Source organism: Allobosea thiooxidans (assembly GCF_900168195.1).
Taxonomy (GTDB): Bacteria; Pseudomonadota; Alphaproteobacteria; order Rhizobiales; family Beijerinckiaceae; genus Allobosea; species Allobosea thiooxidans.
The window spans coordinates 1-17,766 of sequence record NZ_FUYX01000015.1 but is presented as its reverse complement, the minus strand read 5'-3'; the positions used below and the strand labels follow the sequence as shown (position 1 = coordinate 17,766).

General features: G+C 62.3%; 14 protein-coding genes and 1 pseudogene. 3 read left to right on the top strand and 12 right to left on the bottom strand.

Annotation, left to right across the window (positions count from 1 at the left end; translation table 11 throughout):
• Nucleotides 1-30: 30 nt before the first annotated feature.
• The 4 genes from B5Y19_RS21465 to B5Y19_RS21450 form a co-directional block, all read right to left on the bottom strand.
• Nucleotides 31-1,206 carry an amidohydrolase gene (locus B5Y19_RS21465; RefSeq protein WP_055728584.1) on the bottom strand — a complete coding sequence of 392 codons (1,176 nt, stop codon included), beginning with the start codon at nt 1,204-1,206 and terminating at the stop codon, nt 31-33.
• Nucleotides 1,207-1,291: 85 nt separating this feature from the next.
• On the bottom strand, nt 1,292-2,224 hold the full coding sequence (gene kdgD, locus B5Y19_RS21460) for a 5-dehydro-4-deoxyglucarate dehydratase (protein ID WP_055728585.1): 933 nt from the start codon (nt 2,222-2,224) through the stop codon (nt 1,292-1,294).
• Between the two features lie 77 nt (nt 2,225-2,301).
• Nucleotides 2,302-3,204, bottom strand: a complete 903-nt coding sequence (locus B5Y19_RS21455; RefSeq protein WP_055728586.1) for an amidohydrolase family protein — start codon at nt 3,202-3,204, stop codon at nt 2,302-2,304.
• The gene (locus B5Y19_RS21450; protein WP_280174391.1) at nt 3,201-4,196 is read right to left on the bottom strand and encodes a Gfo/Idh/MocA family protein; all 996 of its coding nucleotides are present in this window, start codon (nt 4,194-4,196) and stop codon (nt 3,201-3,203) included. The genes B5Y19_RS21455 and B5Y19_RS21450 overlap by 4 nt, the downstream gene beginning before the upstream one ends.
• Nucleotides 4,197-4,548: 352 nt before the next feature.
• Between B5Y19_RS21450 and B5Y19_RS21445 the strand changes: the two genes are divergently transcribed.
• Entirely contained in the window at nt 4,549-5,556 is a 1,008-nt protein-coding gene (locus B5Y19_RS21445) for a threonine ammonia-lyase (RefSeq protein ID WP_055728588.1), read from the top strand.
• A 255-nt stretch (nt 5,557-5,811) separates the two neighbouring features.
• Here the strand turns inward: B5Y19_RS21445 and B5Y19_RS21440 are convergent, their stop codons facing one another.
• From B5Y19_RS21440 to B5Y19_RS21410, 7 genes are all read right to left on the bottom strand, one after another.
• Complete coding sequence (locus B5Y19_RS21440) at nt 5,812-6,666, bottom strand: ABC transporter permease (RefSeq protein ID WP_244555679.1); 855 nt, start codon at nt 6,664-6,666, stop codon at nt 5,812-5,814.
• 26 nt (nt 6,667-6,692) lie between these two features.
• A complete protein-coding gene (locus B5Y19_RS21435) occupies nt 6,693-7,634 on the bottom strand; it encodes an ABC transporter permease (protein WP_079592070.1) in 942 nt (313 codons plus the stop codon).
• Nucleotides 7,635-7,741: 107 nt separating this feature from the next.
• On the bottom strand, nt 7,742-9,463 hold the full coding sequence (locus B5Y19_RS21430; RefSeq protein WP_055727670.1) for a GMC family oxidoreductase: 1,722 nt from the start codon (nt 9,461-9,463) through the stop codon (nt 7,742-7,744).
• A gap of 113 nt (nt 9,464-9,576) precedes the next feature.
• Nucleotides 9,577-11,169 carry an ABC transporter substrate-binding protein gene (locus B5Y19_RS21425; RefSeq protein ID WP_176168687.1) on the bottom strand — a complete coding sequence of 531 codons (1,593 nt, stop codon included), beginning with the start codon at nt 11,167-11,169 and terminating at the stop codon, nt 9,577-9,579.
• 74 nt (nt 11,170-11,243) lie between these two features.
• Nucleotides 11,244-12,413: an amidohydrolase gene (locus B5Y19_RS21420; RefSeq protein WP_079592088.1), complete on the bottom strand. Its 1,170-nt coding sequence runs from the start codon at nt 12,411-12,413 to the stop codon at nt 11,244-11,246.
• Nucleotides 12,410-13,954, bottom strand: coding sequence for an aldehyde dehydrogenase family protein (locus tag B5Y19_RS21415; RefSeq protein ID WP_055727672.1), 1,545 nt, complete (start codon nt 13,952-13,954; stop codon nt 12,410-12,412). The genes B5Y19_RS21420 and B5Y19_RS21415 overlap by 4 nt, the downstream gene beginning before the upstream one ends.
• A 117-nt stretch (nt 13,955-14,071) precedes the next feature.
• Nucleotides 14,072-14,977, bottom strand: a complete 906-nt coding sequence (locus B5Y19_RS21410; RefSeq protein ID WP_055727673.1) for a LysR family transcriptional regulator — start codon at nt 14,975-14,977, stop codon at nt 14,072-14,074.
• Nucleotides 14,978-15,058: 81 nt separating this feature from the next.
• Here B5Y19_RS21410 and B5Y19_RS21405 point away from each other — a divergent pair, with 81 nt between their 5' ends.
• On the top strand, nt 15,059-16,321 hold the full coding sequence (locus B5Y19_RS21405; RefSeq protein WP_079592067.1) for an amidohydrolase: 1,263 nt from the start codon (nt 15,059-15,061) through the stop codon (nt 16,319-16,321).
• 9 nt (nt 16,322-16,330) lie between these two features.
• Nucleotides 16,331-17,395 (top strand): threonine aldolase family protein, encoded by a 1,065-nt coding sequence (locus B5Y19_RS21400; RefSeq protein ID WP_079592066.1) that lies wholly within the window; start codon nt 16,331-16,333, stop codon nt 17,393-17,395.
• A 248-nt stretch (nt 17,396-17,643) separates the two neighbouring features.
• Here the strand turns inward: B5Y19_RS21400 and B5Y19_RS25875 are convergent.
• Nucleotides 17,644-17,766, bottom strand: a pseudogene (locus B5Y19_RS25875) (ABC transporter permease); the annotation flags it as partial.

The following is a 17,766-nucleotide window of genomic DNA, read 5'->3' as shown; positions in this document are numbered from 1 at the left end:
CCTGGCGGTGCGGGCCGGTGGAAGCGCTTCTCATCGCTCGCTCCCCTTCACCGGCGCCTGATCACGCAGCGATGCTTTAGCCACCGAGGCCAGCCAGGTGCAGCTCGCCGGCAGGATCTCGTCGTTGAAATCATAGGATGACGAATGCAGCTCCCGGCCGGGGGACACCGGCCCGTTACCGATCCAGACCAGAGCGCCGGGCTTGTTCTTGAGAAACCAGCTGAAGTCTTCGCCGGCCATGCTCGGATCGAGATCGTCGCGAACCGGAATGCCCGCCATATGGCAGGCATCGACGGCGATGCGCGTGCCGTCGGCGGAATTGACGGTGACGGTCGAACCACGCGTCAGCCGGCATTCGGCCTCGACGCCATATGTCTGCGCGACGCCTTCGACGATGCGACGCACCCCTTCTTCAAGCTGGTCGCGAACATGTTCGTCGTGAGCCCGCAAGGTTCCGCCCAAAGTGGCGCTTTGCGCGATCTGGTTGATCACGTGCCCGGCCTGCATCATGCCGATGGACACGACCGCGGATTTGAACGGATCCATGTTCCGAGAGACCACCGTCTGAAGGGCAATCAGCAGATGGCCCGCGGCCACGATCGGATCCCGCGAGAGATGCGGCATCGCCGCATGCGCGGCGTGACCATGCAAGGTGATGTCGATACGCGTCGCCGAAGCCATGACCGGGCCGGAGTGAACCATGACCGTTCCCGCTTCCAAACCCGGCCAGTTGTGAAATGCGAAGACACGATCCATCGGGAAGCGGGAGAACAGCCCGTCATTGATCATGGACAGGGATCCGCCGATCTTCTCTTCCGCCGGCTGGAAGACGAGGTGGATCGTTCCCGCCCAGCTCGGGTCGGCCTTGAGCAGAAGCGCGGCCCCCAGGAGGGAGGTGGTGTGGCCATCATGTCCGCAGGCGTGCATCACCCCCTCGCGCCGGGAGGCGTAAGGCAGGTTCGTGGTCTCGTGGATCGGCAACGCATCCATGTCGGCCCGGAGACCAACCGAGGGGCCGGACCCGCGACTCAAGGTGGCGACGACGCCGGTCTTGCCGACGCCGGCGACGAACGACACTCCCATCTCCGCCAGCTTCTCGCAAACGAAGGCAGAGGTCTCATGCTCCTCGAACGACAGTTCGGGGTTCTGATGCAGGTGGCGCCTCCAGCGGGTCAGGTTGCGCTGCAAATCGTCGTCGATACGCATCGAAAGTCACCCTGCGAATGCTTCTGGAGGATGCATCGGATCCCGCGCACGGCATCGAGACCCGGCGCTCCCGTCGGAAAAGGTTTCAGGCAGCCGCCTGCGCGATGGAGAGGGTTCTCATGGCCTGCTCCGTCAGCGTCCGCAGCAGCTCCATCTCCGTCGCGTCGAGATCGACCAGTGGCGACCTCACGGGCCCGGGCTCGAATCCGCGCAGGCGAACGCCGGCCTTGATCGCGGATATGGCGTAGCCGGCTTTGCGGTCCCGCAGCTTCATGAACGGATAGTAGAAGCCCTCCAGCAGCCTTGTGCATGCCGCGCGGTCGTTACTGGCGAGCGCCTGCCAGAAGCTCAGCGCGATCTCGGGCACGAAATTGAAGACAGCCGAGGAGTAGCTGTGGAACCCCGCCCCCTTATAGGCTTCGGCGAAAAGCTCGGCGGTCGGCATGCCGCCGATGCAGGCAAGGCGCTCTCCGATCGCTGCCGTAATGCGCCGGGCGAGCGCGATATCGCCTGTCCCATCCTTGTAACCGATCAGATTGGGGCAAGCATCGCACAGCCGCGAAAGCGTGTCGGCCTGCAGAACGGAGTTGTCCCGGTTGTAGACGATCACGCCGAGACCCACCGCATCGCAGACCTTGCGGACATGCGCGAAGAGCCCCTCCTGGGGGGCACCGACGAGATAATGCGGCAGCAGCAGGAGCGCATCCGCGCCTGCATCCTCCAGGTTCCTGGCGAGGCGCACCGCGGTTTCGGTCCCATATCCGCATCCTGCCACGATCGGAACGTTGCCGGCGGCCTCCTTCGCGACCCGAACGATGCCGGGGACTTCCTCGGGCGAGAGCGCGGTGAATTCCCCGGTACCGCCGGCTGCGAAAAGCGCCGAGGCGCCGAAGCTCGAGAGCCATGCGACATGCTTGGCATAGGGCTCGGGCGCGAAGGCGCCATCCTGACCGAAGGACGTGACCGGGAAGGACAGAAGCCCCTCGCGCAAGGCCTTGCTCATGACGCTCATGTCCATGCGAATTCCTTCCAATCGTCCATTCTGATCGGCCACCGGGATTTCAAACGGGCCCCGGGACCCAATGTCTGCCGTCGCTAGGCGGGCCGGAATCCGTAAAGCGACTGGGCGTTCGTCGACATGACCTGCGCCCAGACGGCGTCGCTGCCGACCCAGCTCCGCAGGCGGGCGAGATCCGCGGCGAGATCTGTCTCGAACAGACCGCATGCACCGTCGGGTCTGACGTCGAGATGAGGCCAGTCGGATCCCCAGATCAGGCGCAGCGGGTTGGCTTCCAGCAATCGCTCGACCATGGGCCGGAGATCGCGCTGATCCCCGGGGTGCGAGGACAAGGCGTAGCCGGCCGAGGCTTTCACATAGGCCTTACCATGCCGAACGAGGTCCAACATCCCGTCAAAGACCGCGCCGCGCGACTCCTCCGGCCTCACATGGCCAAAATGGTCGAACACCACAGGCACCGGGGCCTCCTCGAGGATGTCGAGGACTGCGCTTGTCTGCGCCGGGCGCGTGAGCAGTTGGAGATGCCAGTCGACGCTGGCAGCCTGCTCGATCGAGCGCTTCAGCATGTCCCGAGCAAGGCCGGTATTCTCGCCGAAGCCGGCGAGGTTGAGCCTCACCCCCCGTGCACCGCGCTGGGCAAGTGCGTTGAGTTGGCTGACCGTAGCAGAAGGATCGACCAGTACCACGGCGCAGCTTCGGTCTTCACCGAGCTTCGCGACCGCATCCAGGGTGCAGCGATTATCCGTGCCATAGATGCTGGGCTGGACCACCACGACGCGGGAAAGGCCTGGCCCCGCATGGGACTGGAGCAGCGGTTCGACCCTAGCCTCGCAGGGCGGCGTATAGCTGCGCGAGGCCTGCATCGGATATCGGTCGAACGGCCCGAAGATGTGGATATGGGCATCCGTCATGCCCTCGATTCGAGCCGGCCTGGCGTCATCTTCCCTGCCCGCGTCGGCGAAACCTTGAACGCCCGTCATCGGCTCGCTCCGGCCGCTTCGCAGATGTCGGGATTGCGCGCGTCCCAGCCATCCTGGACCCGCTGGAGGAGCTGCATGGTCGGGAGAACCGAACGGCCGGTCACGCCCGGCGCCTCGCCGGAATTCAGGGCGTCGATGAAGTTCCAGACGAGACTGGCATTGTCATGCTCTTCATCGTCGATATCGATCCGTCCCGCCGATGTCGTGACGACATTCGCCCGGCCGTCGACCGCATAGGCCTCCCGATCCGTGGCGATCGTCATGTCGGTGACCGCGAGCTTGTTCTGGTAGGAGCCGGCGCAACTGAAAAGCGTATGCTCCCCCAGGCGCCCCTGGATCAGGACATCCATCGGCAGATCGCGCAGCGGCCGGCGCGCAGCCTCCACACTCTGGAAATCCGCCAGCTGCGACAAGGCCAGGGCGGTATCGCCGCCCCCGCCCAGCCAGAGCGCGAGGTCCAGGATATGGGCCATATGGTGCCATAGGAGATTGTCGGTCCAGCTTCTCCGGTAGCCCGTGCTTCCGATATTCACCAGGCGATGCATCATCATCCTGGTCTGGACCTGGCATAGATGCTCTTCCGATGCCGCGATCCGCTGCGCGAGATCGCGGAAGACGGATTTGAAGCGCATCGGGTGAACAACCCCTACGGCGACGCCGGCAGCCTCCCCCGCCTGGACGACGCGCTCTGCATCCGCGAGCGACATGGCTATGGGGATTTCGATCAGGACATGCTTCTTTGCCGCTATCGCCGCCAGCGCCATTTCGGCATGCGTGGCGCTCGGCCCCGCGATGATGACGACATCGACCAGCGGGCTCGTCACCGCCTCAAGCGCATCCAAAGCCCAATTCGCGTAGCCGTGGCGCCTGGCAAACGCCTCCGTTGGCTCAGCCCTGCGGCCGACAAGCGTCTGAAGGTGGCAACCCTTACGTCGAAGGCTGACGCTATGGCGCTCGCCCATCATCCCGTGGCCGACGACACATACTCTCACGGGCCGCTCCCATCAGATACTATCTCATTCTCGAGTTATCATATTATTTTTCAACCCGCAAGAAGGAACCCCGGAAAATCAAGCGAATGCGCATGCCAGACGAGCCGCGCACAGCAGCATCTGCTGTATGAAACGACGTTGACCGCATCGCAATAGCGGCTCATCCGCTCCAGAAAGCACCATGCCAAAATTAGTATTATATGTTTGACGGAAAAGCCCGCCCCTGCTACTCGGGCCTTGGCGGTCCGAGAGCTTTCTCGGGCTTTGTCGGTTGGCCCGACCGACCGGGAAACGCGAAAAACGGGCTTTCGATAGCCCGCCCTGCCCTTCGCAATCGAAATGAGGCTGCAGAGTGAAACCGGCAACGCAAGATCAACGGCAACGCAGCGTCACCTTTACGGATATCGAGCAGGCCGCCGCGCGGATCGCCCCCTATATCGGCCCGACTCCGCTGCTGGAGAATCCCGCCTTGAACGAGCGCCTCGGGCTGAGGCTCCTGGTCAAGGCGGAGCCGCTTCAGCAGACAGGATCCTTCAAACTGCGCGGCGCGACCAACTTCATCGCCAGACTGACAACAGAAGCACGCGGGCGCGGCGTACTCGCCTATTCTTCGGGGAACCACGCCCAGGGCGTAGCTCTCGCAGCGAAGCGCTCAGGCATTCTCGCAAGGATCGTCATGCCGACGAGCGCCCCCGCGATCAAGGTCGAGCGGACGCGGGCGCTCGGAGCCCATGTAGACCTCTATGAGCACTATTATTCGAACCGGGATTCCTACATCGAGCAGGTCTCTCGCGAGACCGGGATGCTCATCGTTCATCCCTTCGACCATCCGGACATCGTCGCCGGTCAAGGTACCGTCGGGCTTGAGATCGCGGCTGCCTCTGGCGCTCTCGGCCTACGGATCGATTCCGTCTTCGTTCCCACAAGCGGAGGCGGTCTTCTCACCGGGGTAAGCACGGCCATCCGAGAGCGCGCGCCAGATGCGGCGATTTTCGGCATCGAGCCGGAGGGACACGACGATTTTGCCAGATCCATCAAACTCGGGCGTGTCGTGGAAGGTTCCGATCCCGGGCGACCAACCTTCTGCGACGCCTTGAAATCTCCCAGGCCTGGAAATTTGCCGCTATCGATAGCTCTCAGCCAGGGTTTGGGCTTCGGGACCGCCAGCGACGCTGACATCGAGCCTGCCATGCGCGTTCTCGCGGAGGATTTTCGCGTGATCGCCGAGCCCGGCGGGGCGATCGGCATGGCAGCTGCCCTGAAACGCGCGAAGCATCTGCAAGATCAAGTGGTCGTCGTCGTGGTTTCAGGCGGAAATGTCGACCACGATGTTTTCTGCAAGGCCGTGCGGCAACATTAGCACGACGTCCCGCGAGCCCCCTCAGGAACGGTCGCGGGTCAGCCCTCCAGTGGAGCGAAATGCAACGCCGGGCGCCCCACTGGAGCGCCGGCCCGGCCGGGAACGCCACCCCGGCTGCGTGCGTAGCCAAGCCCCCCAAGGCGGCCGGGGGGCTCCAGATTTTTCATCGGCCCGAAGACTCCCCTCAAGCGGAGGTGCATCCTGGCCATACTTCGCGACGCATGGGGATGCCGGGGCAGCTCAAAACGGCCTTCATCAGAGTCGCTTGGCAATCCGCGGGTCCAACGAATCCCGAAGCCCATCCCCCAGCAAGTTCACTGCCAGTACGGTGATCGAAAGCAATACGGCAGGAAACAAGATGATGTGGGGCTTCACCTGCCAGAGAGCCCTGCCCTCGGCCATGATATTCCCCCAGGATGGCGTCGAGGGTGGAACACCGGCACCGATGAACGAAAGAATGGCCTCGATCAACATAGCCGATGCGCAAATGTAGGTTGCCTGCACTGTCATCGGCGCGATCGTATTGGGCAGGATATGCTTCATGACAATTCGAGGCGCCCGTGCACCATTCGAAATCGCGGCCTCGACATAGGGCTGCTCGCGCAACGATAGGACAACGCCCCTGACGAGGCGCGCGACCCTTGGGATTTCCGCGATGGTCACCGCAATGATCACATTCCCGATCGAGCCTCTCGTCAGGGCCATGAGCGCAATAGCGAGGAGAATTGGCGGGATCGACATCATCCCATCGATGACGCGCATGATCACACCGTCGGCCCATCGCAAAAAGCCGGCGCAAAGCCCCACGGCTAGTCCCATGACGGAAGCCAGGATTGCGACCGAAAACCCAACCGTCACCGAGACGCGGGCCCCGTAAACCACTCTCGAATAGACGTCTCGCCCCAGGAGGTCAGTGCCAAACCAATTCGCTTCAGACGGCAGGCGCGTGCGCCTGGTCGGCGAAATCGCGGTCGGATCGACCGTGCCCCACAGCGGCGCCAAGGCGCCGAGCAGGACGATGGCGATCAGGAGGCCCCCACCGACAGCGACCGATGGGTGACGTCTCAGATACCGCAGGAAACGGGCGCCATGCGAAGGACGAGCTTCCAGAGGGAGCTCGGAGGAGAGATGCAAAGTCAATAACGTATCCTCGGATCGACGATGGTATAGCTCAAGTCGATCAGAAGATTGACGAGCACATACACCAGACTGCAGACTAGGACGACGCCTTGGATCACTGGATAGTCGCGCTGAAGGATGGCGTCGACGGTAAGCCGGCCCAGGCCAGGGATAGCGAACACGCTCTCTGTCACCACGGCTCCGCCGATCAAGAGGGCCACACCAATTCCGACGATGGTTATTACGGGAACCGCAGCGTTCTTGAGCGAGTGCAGAAACAGCACCTCGCGCTGAGACACCCCTTTGGCTCTCGCCGTGCGCACGTAATCCTGATCAAGGATCTCCAACATCGTGGCCCGCGTGATCCGGGCGATGAGGGCGATGTAGACGAGCGCCAACGTGATGGAAGGAAGGATAAGGTTCTTCAGCCACGGCACAAAGCCTTGTGCCAGCGGCGTGTAGCCTTGGACAGGCAGCCAATCGAGCTTCAGAGCAAAAACCCACGCAAGCAGATAGCCGACGACAAACACCGGGATGGAAAACCCAAATACGGCGAAAGCCATTACCGCTCGGTCGACCCAGCTGGATACTTTCCACGCAGCCACGACGCCCATCGGGATTGCGATCACGACGGAGAGCACCAGAGTGAGCAGCATCAGCGAGAGCGTGGGTTCCAGACGCTGGCCGATCAGCTCGGTCACTGGCTTGGACGTAAAGATCGAGGTTCCCAGATCGCCTTGAGCGACCTTGAATGACCATTCCGCGAAGCGCACCACATATGGCCTGTCCAGCCCCAGGCTTGCGCGGATGCGCTCGATGTCCGCAGGCGAAGCCTGATCGCCCGCGATGATGGCCGCCGGGTCACCTGGCGCGATGTAGAGCAGCGAGAAAACGAACAGTGCGACGAAGCAAATGACCGGCACCGTCGCAAGCAAACGGCGTATGATGAAAGCGAGCAATTACTTCTCCATTTTGCCGGGCGGCCTCCGAATTGAGCGGCGGCCGGTGGAGCGCTCGGCCGCGCATCAGGAGACGGAGACGAGCAGAGCCACCTCCGTTTTGGGCGCTAGCCGGCCAATTTCTGCTTGAGAACGTCGCTGATCTTCTCAGCCATCATGATGACCGGGAAATTCAGATTGGCGCAGGGTATCGTAGGCATCAGCGAGGCATCGCAGACGTACAAGCCCTCGAGGCCGATCACCTTGCCGTCCGTATCGGTGACCGCAAGCGGGTCCGTTGCGGCACCCATGCGGCACGTGCCACATGGATGCCAAACACCGCCAACGTGCTTCGTCAGGTGCCGGTTCAGCAGTTCCTCGTCGTTCATGAGCGCCGCCAGCGGTGATGTTCCATCCTGGGCCATCGCCAAGACCCCGGTCCTGACGAGCGCGCTACGATCCATGATCGGGGCGATCAGCGACGTCAGGACCTGGTTCCGCAGGTTGAGCTGCAGCAGCTTCTTGACGCGCTCCGAATAGGTCGACGGAAAAACCTCCAGGACCGTCTGCGCCATTCCGGGTGCCGTCAAAGCCGCCCCGCAAAGCCGAAAGGCATCGGCAAGGCGTTCCAGGTCGCGCTTGTCGGAGAGCAGCCTGAAGTCCACGCTCGGCGGCACATTCGGGTCGCTGGAGGCAATTGCGACCTCCCCACGCGAATACGACTTATTGACCCACGAAAACAGCGTTCCAATGCGTCCGCCGACCGCGTGCCAGCCGGATCGCGCACTGATAGCGGTATGCATGTCGCCGGCAGGCGTGTTTGATAAGCCGGAAGACCAACGCAAAACGCCCTGGAGATGGTAAGTTCCGCCATCGCCGAGCCTAGCGTGCGGCGCGAGGAACGCAGAGACGCCGATCGACGGGTGCTCCAGCAGGTTTCGACCAACACCGCGCCGATCGACCCGTACAGTCACTCCGAGGGATTGTAGCAGTTCGCCAGGGCCGATCCCGCTTCGCTGCAACAACGCCGGCGTGTGAAGCGCTCCCGCCGACACGACCACGGTGTTGGCAACGATGCGCTCGACCCGCCCGTGGGCGACGATCTCGAACCCCTCGACAGTGCCGTTGGCGACGAACAGCTTGTTGACGCGCGTGTCGGTGCGGATCTCCAGATTGCTGCGCGCGCGCACTGCTGCGCTAAGATAGGTGGTGGCTGTCGAGGCCCGCTTTCCGTCGCGATCGAGATTGACGGCAGTCCCGAACAGTCCCGTTTCCCACTTGCCGTTCTGATCGTCACGTTCCTCATAGCCGAGACGCCGGAACTCGGACGCGGCATCGCGGATGAATCCGGCGAACTCGCTGCGGCGGACTCGTTGAACCGGGATCGGCCCGCTATCTCCGTGGAGCTCCCGGTCTGAGCCAAAGTCCAGGTCAGTCTCGAGCTTCTTGAAATAGGGCAGCACAGACTCCCAGGACCAGCTGGAAGCGCCTGTGGAAACCCATTCGGCATAATCATCGGGCGAGCCACGGTTGCCGCCGATCCCGTTGATCGCAGAACCGCCGCCAAGGATGCGCGCCTGTTCATACGGGCGAACCGTTGCCGCGGCGCGATTGTTGCCGTCGCGCCCCATGGAAACACGCAGGCCAGGCCAGACATTGTTCGGGTTGAACTGCGCGCGCGCGGGGTAGCGGGCTGCGATATCCTCTGGCACCTCACCGGGCTTCAGATTTCGGCCGGCCTCAACAAGCAAGACTCGAAGACCGGCCTTCTCGCTGAGCCGCGATGCTAGCACGCACCCGGCGGAACCGCCGCCGAGGATGGCAACGTCATAAAAGGATGGAGCCGACATAGATCCAACTTTCAGCGAGGAGCAGACGCTCGCACCGTCAATGGGCCACATCGTTTTTGGCCCGAGGGAATTGCGCCGCCGCAGATGCGCGGCGGCGACAGGTCGGAGGCGAACTACTTCTTCTCCAGGTTCCAGAACACCGGCAACGGCGTCTTCAGCACGTCCGTGACGTTCCGGCGAAAAGCCATGGGAGAGTAGAAGCGGCCAAGCGGCACGAAGGGCAGGAGCTCGGCAGAAGCCAGTTGGATCTTGTGAATGATCTCCTTGCGCTTCACGGGGTCGGTCTCAAGCGCCCAAGCGGATTTCAGCTGCTCGATTTCCGGGGAGCACGCCCACCCCGCATACGCCGCGTTGGAGCAGACCAGGTTCAGCTGGGGATGCGAGATCGGGTTGTCCGTTTCGAAGCCGAACGACCACATCGGGAAGAGATTCCATCCCCCCTTGTCGGTCGGCCCCTGATTGCCGCGACGTGCAATCATCGACGCGAAGTCGGAGAGCTGCAGGTCGACGTTCAGGCCCGCTTCCTTGAGCCGCTCCGCCGCAATCATTCCGAAGTTCTTGATGACCTCGTTATCGCCGGGGGCGATGACCACGATGGACTTGCCGTCGTAGCCGGCTTGCTTGAAGAGCTTCTTTGCTTCGGCGATGTCGGGCTTCTGCATCCAATCCATTCCGGACTGGTCCTCGCTCACCCCGCCGCAGCCGAGGAAGCTGTAGCATTTCGACCAGAATTTCGGTTCGGCCCCGGCAACAACTGACATGGCGTCAGCCTGATCCATCAGAAGCGCAAGACCGCGACGGGCCTCGACTTTGTCGAAAGGGGGTTGCTTGAAGTTGGGCCGCAACAGCCCCACCTGGCCCTGGCCGCCGGGCAGACGGATTTCCACGCTCTTGTTCGTTTCAAGGACCGGAACGAGGTCGAGCGGCGGCGACTCGTAGATGTCGATCTCGCCGGTCTGGAGCGCCGAGACGGCGGTCGCAGCGTCGGGCATGATGACCCACTCGACACGATCGACCTTCGCTACCTTGCCGCCGGCAAAATAGCTGGCCGGCTCCTGGCGCGGCACGTAGTCCGGATTCCGCTCATACACGATGCGGGCGCCCGGCTTGTATTCAACCATGCGGAAGGGCCCAGAGCCGACGATCTCGGCAACCGGCTTCGATGAATCGGTCAGGGCCTCCTTTTCGCGCATGATGAACAGTGCGCTCGAGGTCGGCTTCGCGAACCCATCGAGAAGCAGAGGCGTGTCCTGCTTCATCTCGACGCGAAAGGACTGGTCGTCGACCGCCGATACCTTCATGCCGAGCTCGACGAGCTTGCGACCGACCGTGTCCCTGGTGGCCCAGCGATTGATGGAGGCGACGACGTCGGCAGAGCGGACCGGGCTGCCGTCGTGGAACTTCAGGCCCGGCCGAAGTGTCATGACATAGACGCGCCCACCATCCGATTTCTCGACCTTGCCGACCATCTGCGGCTGCGGCTGCAGCTTCTCGTCGAGAGAGAACAGCGTGTCGTAGACGAGATAGGCGTGCTGCTGCGTAATCGCGACGGAACTGAGTACGGGGTCCATCGTCCGAGGCTCGGCCGAGGGCGTGTATTTGATGACGGACTGAGCCTGAGCGAGCGTTGCCGCCCCAGAAAGCAAAGCGAGCGTCAGGCCTACTCCCCAAGACGCCCGTTTCATCATGTTGAGTGCGTTCTTCACAATCAGTCCTCCACTTCCCGTACGGTGATCCCGGTCTGTTGACCTTGGGGCATGAACTCCGGCAGGCGTCATCGTCAGTGAGAGAGCGACAGCCTCGCTACGTTCGCCAGCCATAGGGCTCCCACCGGCAGAATATCGTCGTTGAAGTCGTAGTGAGGGCTGTGCAGCCCGCGCCCACCCGTCGCCGGCCCGTTGCCGATCCAGGCGAGCGCCCCCCCTCGCGCGGAGAGCATGGCGGAGAAGTCTTCCCCGCCCATGCTGGGGGTCGGAGCAGGGTCCATGTCGAACCCCGCCTCGACGGCGGCCTGCTGCGCAATCTCGGCGCCCTCATCCGTATTGATGCAGGCTTGTGATCCTCGCTCGATCTGGCAGTCCACCTCGACCGCAAAAGCCTCGGCAATGCCTTCACAGACACGCCGGAGGCTCGCTTCGATATGCTCGCGCAGCTCGGGTCTATGGAGCCGCATGATCCCGCCTAGCGTCACCTCATCAGGGATCTGGTTGATCGCCGATCCAGCGTTCATGACGCATATCGAGATAACGGCTGAATCCTGAGCGTCGATCTCCCTGGAGACGATCGACTGCGCAGCGATGATCAATTGGGCAGCCGCGTGCAACGGGTCGCGGGCTCGGTGAGGCATGGCAGCGTGAGCGGCCTCCCCCCGCAGGGTGATCCGAATTCTGCCCGTGGTCGCCATCATGATGCCCGGGCGGACCGCCACGGTGCCCGCCTGGACACCCGGCCAGTTGTGGAAGGCGAAGAACCGATCGACGGGAAAGCGATCGAGAAGTCCGTCCGCCAACATCGCGCGCGCTCCGGTCCCTGCCTCCTCCGCAGGCTGGAAGACGAAGCGAACGGTGCCCGCCCAGCTCGCATCTGCTGCAAGGATGGCCGCCGCCCCCAACAGGCAGACCGTGTGGCCGTCGTGCCCACATGCGTGCATCACCCCCGGGGTTCGAGAAGCGTAGGGGAGGTTCGTGGCCTCCAGGATCGGCAAGGCATCCATATCCGCTCGAAGTCCCACGCTTCGGTCTGAGCCTTCCCGGCTCAGCGATGCGACGATGCCGTACCCGCCCACATTCGCGATGAAGGGCACGCCGATTTCCTCGAGCTTTTCGGCAACGAAGCTCGACGTCCCCGCCTCCTCGCCGGAGAGCTCGGGATGGGCATGCAGGTGGCGCCTCCACTCGACGAGTTGCCGGCTAAGTTTCTTGGAATCGAGAGCGAGAGCCTTTGCGTTCACCTGGCGCCCCGGGAAATATCGAAGGGGCTCGCCCACCCGTCTGTCATCACGACCGTGGTCTTGATCTTCATATACTGCTCGGCGATCTCCCGCCCATATTCGCTGCCCAGCCCGCTGGCCTTTTGTCCGGCGACCGGCGCACCAGCCGGGAGAGCATGCACGCAGTTGATCCAAACCACGCCTGACACGATCCGCCTGCGCGCGACCTCGGAACGGCCGAGCGAAGTCGTCCAGACCGAGGATGCAAGCCCGTAATCCGTATCATTGGCGAGCTCATAGGCTTCTTCATCCGTATCGAAGCCACGGATGGCCATGACGGGCCCGAAGATTTCCTCTTTGGCGAAGGCGCTCTCTGGATCGAAAGCATCCACGATCATCGGCTTGAAGTAGTATCCTCCCTCTTGGGGCCGATAGTCCGCCAACTCCACGGATCGTGGGTGAACTCCCTGCGTCAATCGCTGGATTCGTTGAAGTTGCTCCGCCGATACGATGACGCCGATCTGAGTCTGCTTGTCGAAAGGATCTCCCACCCGAAGCCTGGACAGCTTCTCCTCGCAAAGGCGCGTGAATTGGTCCTTGAGCGAGTTCGCAACGAGAATCCTGTTGCAGGAGGTGCAGGTCTGGCCCTGGTTCATGAAGGTGGAGAACACGGCTGCAGATGAGGCCTTGTCGAGGTCAGCGTCGTCGAAGACGACCATGGGCGACTTGCCGCCAAGCTCGAGCACCACGCCCTTAAGCAGCTTCCCAGCTTCCGACGCGATCAGCCGCCCGGTCGCTGTCGAACCGGTGAAGCTGATCTTGGCGACGAGGGGGTGCCGGACAAGTTCAGCCCCCGTCTCCCCCGCTCCCGTGATGATGTTGACGACCCCATCGGGGACGCCGGCCTTCTGCATGAGTTGAGCGAACAGAAGGGTAACGAGCGGTGTCTGCTCCGCCGGCTTGAGAACGACCGTGTTGCCGCATGCCAGAATTGGAGCCAGTTTCGTGACGGCGTTCGTCAGTGGGTAATTCCACGGAGCGATCGCGGCCATCACACCGAATGGTTCGCGCTCGGTCAGAGTTGTCCGGCCCGGCGTGCCTGGCGCGATATGCCCGTGAAGCTTGTCCGTGATGCCGCCATAGTACTCGAACATCGAGGCCGCCCGAGCCACGCCATTGGTGGTGTCCGTGATGGTGCGACCAGAATCCAGCGTCTCCAGGTAAGAGAGCTGGTCGACATGGGCGCGCAGTTGATCAGCAACGCGCTTCAGGATCGCGCCCCGCTCCGTCTCCTCGATGGCGGCCCATGCCGGTGCAACCGCATGCGCCGAGCGGACGGCACGATCGACGTCGCCAGGCCCGGCCTTCGAGATCAGTGCCAGGCTCTCGCCATCGCTCGGGCAAATCGAGACGAAGGAGCTTCCATCCGCGGCATTGGACCAAGCACCACCGATCCAGAGAGTGCGCCCCTCCAGGCTGGCCGAGGGCAGATACCTGATTGCCCGGGGAGAAGGACGGAACGATCCTGCATCGTGCGCGATGCCGTTCTCGATGCAGCCCATGCTTCCTCCGCGAATTGTATCCGACCCCGATCGGGCCGGATTGAACCCATCGATGGAGGGAACCGCGGAAGCAGGGTTTCAACCAATACGGATGTTTGCGATCGGTATAAGATCTTTCTATGGGGCCGCAGCTGCCGCGGCAGCGAGCACCTTTCGTGATTGCTCGATAAACGAATGCAGCATCGACCATTCCGACCGGCCCTCGGCCACGAGGAATTGGAGCGGCACCGTCTCCGAGCAATCCAAAGGCACGGCGCAGGCGCCGGGGAAGAATTTTTCCATGGCCGAGAAGGGCTCGACGATGCACACGCCGATCCCTGACTGGACAAGCGACCATGCCTGCAGGACCTGCTCGACCTCGCAAACCGGCCGATAAGGGACCCCGGCCTCCTTGAATATCCGCTTCAAGAGAATTGTCGTTGAGAGGTTGGGATCGTAACCGACGAGTGGATAGGCGGCGATTTCAGCGATCGTGACCGACGCTCGGCCTTGCAGGTCGTGGCCGACGGGTACGACACATTGAAGTGGTCGCCGGGCGATCTCGATCGTGGCTACCCCGGGGTATCGTTCAGCAAGGAAGGTAATGCCGATTTCCAGCTGCTCGGCGCAAAGGTCCTTCGCAATTTCGGGGCGTTTCATGACACTGAGGCGAACGTTCGCGCGCGGTTCCGCCCGCTGAAACTCAGCCACAAGGTGCGGACTGAGCGACATCGACAGGGCGCTGATGCTGCCAATCCGCAGCGACACACGATGCGCCTCGTTCAGATCGGCAGCCGTGCGATTGACGCGAGCAACCTCTTCAAACACCCGCTCGACGCCTGAGAAGAGTCGATGTGCAGCGTCAGTCGGCCGAAGGCGGCCAGACGATCGATCGAAAAGATGGAAGCCGAGCCTCTGTTCCGCATAGCGAAGAATGGCGCTTATGGAAGGCTGCGAAACGTTCAGGAGTTTGGCCGCGCCGGTAACGCTGCCCTCCTTCATCACGGCCCTGAAAACCTCCATCTGCCTGAGGTTCATGCTCATCGGAGCGCCGTCATACGCATAAGACGATCCTATGTTGGAAGTCCCAAATCCGATTTGTGCGGCAGCCCCCCGATCGGTTCAATGGCAAACTTCCTCGGAGGGGCTATCGTGTCTGCCGCATATCGACCGCGACCATCCAACCATCTGGCCATCGGCGATGAGTTGAGGCGGGATTTGCTGGCTTGGCGACATCACCTGCATGCGCATCCGGAACTGGCGAAGCACGAAATTGAGACCTCGGCGTTCGTTCGCGCTCGTCTGGGTGCGCTAGGCGTTCCGCGAGAAGCCGGAATCGGCGGACATGGAGTGGTTGCCACGCTAAAGCGCGGCAACTCGGAACGTAGCGTCGGCCTTCGCGCGGATATGGACGCCTTGGCGATCGTCGAGGACACAGGCCTGCCGTTTGCCTCGAAGCATCACGGGATCATGCATGCATGCGGCCACGACGGCCACACGGCCTCATTGCTGGGGGCAGCCGCTCTGCTCGTACAAGATGCGGATTGGGAAGGAACCGTGAGGTTCATTTTCCAACCAGCCGAGGAAGGCGGAACTGGCGCTTTGGCCATGCTGGGCGACGGGCTGTTCGAAAGGTTCGATTGTGAGCGCGTATTCGCATTCCACAATTGGCCTGGCCTGCCGGCCGGAACTCTGGCCGTCCGGCCCGGCCCGATGATGGCCTGCTCCTCTCGGCTGAGAATCAAGTTGATCGGAAAGGCGGCGCATGCGGCCATGGCTCACCAAGGCGTCGACCCGGTCGTAGCCGCCAGTCACGTCATCATGGGTCTTCAGGGCGTAGTCTCGCGCAGGGTCGATCCGCTTAGCAGTGCCGTGGTGTCGATCACCACGATGGAAACAGGCATCGCATACAATCAGATTGGTGAAAGCGTGATCCTTCAAGGCACCATGCGCTTTCTCGATCCGGACCTTCGGGAAGCCGTAGAGAACGAGGTGAGGAGAATCGTCGCCGGAATTGCAAAGGCGCACAGCGTTCGAGCCGAAGTCGAGGTCAGGCGCGGCGCAGATCCGACCGTGAATGCGCCAGAGGAGGCGGGCATGGCCATGCGAGCAGGTGAGGCCGCAGGCCTTCCGGTGATGACGGATTTCGCGCCAAGCATGGGCGGAGAAGACTTCTGCTGGTTCCTCCAGCAACGACCTGGCGCGCTCGTCTGGATTGGCAATGGCCCTGCGGAGGACGGCGTACAACTTCACAGCCCTGAGTACAGATTCAATGACGAGATCCTGCCAGCTGCCGCCAGCTGGTTGGCAAACGTCGCGAAAGAGGCCCTCCGGGCAGGCCCGCCGAAATGGCAAGGCAAGTGCCACGCTGGCCATGCTGCGGGTTAGGAAAAGCCTATGATCCCGGACCTCGATCGCAACTTCCGTAGCGACAACAACGCTGGCATCGCTCCGGAAATCGTCGACGCGCTGCTGGCGGAGAATGCACGAAAGGACGATGGCTACGGCCGGGATGCGCTCACGGCAAAGCTCGATGCAGTATGGTCGGAGGTATTCGAGACCGCAGTGCACGTCGTGCCGGTGGTAAGCGGAACGGCAGCCAACGCGATCGCTCTCGCAATGATCGCGCCCTCCCATGGGGTGATCTTCGCCCACAAGCACAGCCATATTCTGGCAGACGAGGTCAACGCTCCCGGTTTCCTCAACCCAGGCATAACGATAGCGCCAATCGACGGCACGCATGGATTCGTGACGCCCGACAATCTTGCCGCTGCTGTTTCGCCCAGGCGCGCGCTGTCGGTGAATCGCCCGCGCCCGGCCGCTCTCTCGATTACTCAATGCACCGAAGTTGGAACCGCATACGACGTTTCCCAACTCGCTCAACTTCAAGCGGTAGCCGACGAGAATGGTCTCGCAATCCATATGGACGGGGCACGCTTCGCGAACGCGGTCGCGTATTTCGGGTGCTCTCCGGCTGAGCTGACCTGGAAAGTTGGCGTTAAGGTTCTATCCCTTGGTGCAGCAAAAAACGGTTGCTTGAATACCGAAGCGATCGTCCTCTTCGACGAGGAAGACAAACAACGTTGGTGGTATCGCGTGAAACAAAGCGGTGGGCTCGTGTCAAAACTGCGTTTCAACTCAGCTCAGCTACTTGCTTACGCGAAGTCCGATCTATGGTTGCATAACGCATCCCACGCAAATGCGAGGGCACGACAGCTTGTCGAACTTTTAGCTGCTTCCGAGATCAAGCCATTGCACCCCGTGCAGGGTAACGAAGTCTTCCTGAAGCTGTCAGGCGCGACCGTCGAGCGATTGCGCCGGGACGGGTACGCCTTCCACTGGGATGAAGCGTCCGGCAGCGCGCGGTTCGTAACAGCTTTCGACACGTCGGAGGAGGCTGTGGACGCGCTCGTGGACAATCTCACGAAGCACACCCGGGCTCTGGCCGGCGTGTCCGATTGAGTGGCTCTCTCCTAAAGTAGGCCTTTGACCTTTGGGGGACGCCCTGACCTGGGCGTCATTTCTCATGGGGCCTGAAGCGCGTGCTGTTGAAATGCCGTGTGTTCTCACAGCCGATCATGCGCACGGAGCTCCGAGCTGAAGCTCTCGCAGTAGCCATTCTCCCATGGCGAGCCCGGCCGATTACTCGATCGGATTGCGACCGCAAGGGGCCTGTAAGCGTCGGGTTATGAAGATTCAAATCCTCCCGTTCATCGTTTGGCGCGAGCGACGATCTGGGTGGGGTTGACGAAGCGCAGGGCGATGACGAGCCAGATCAGGGTGGTGACCATGTAGATCACGGCCATGGCGTCGATCGACTGCACCGCGCGCAC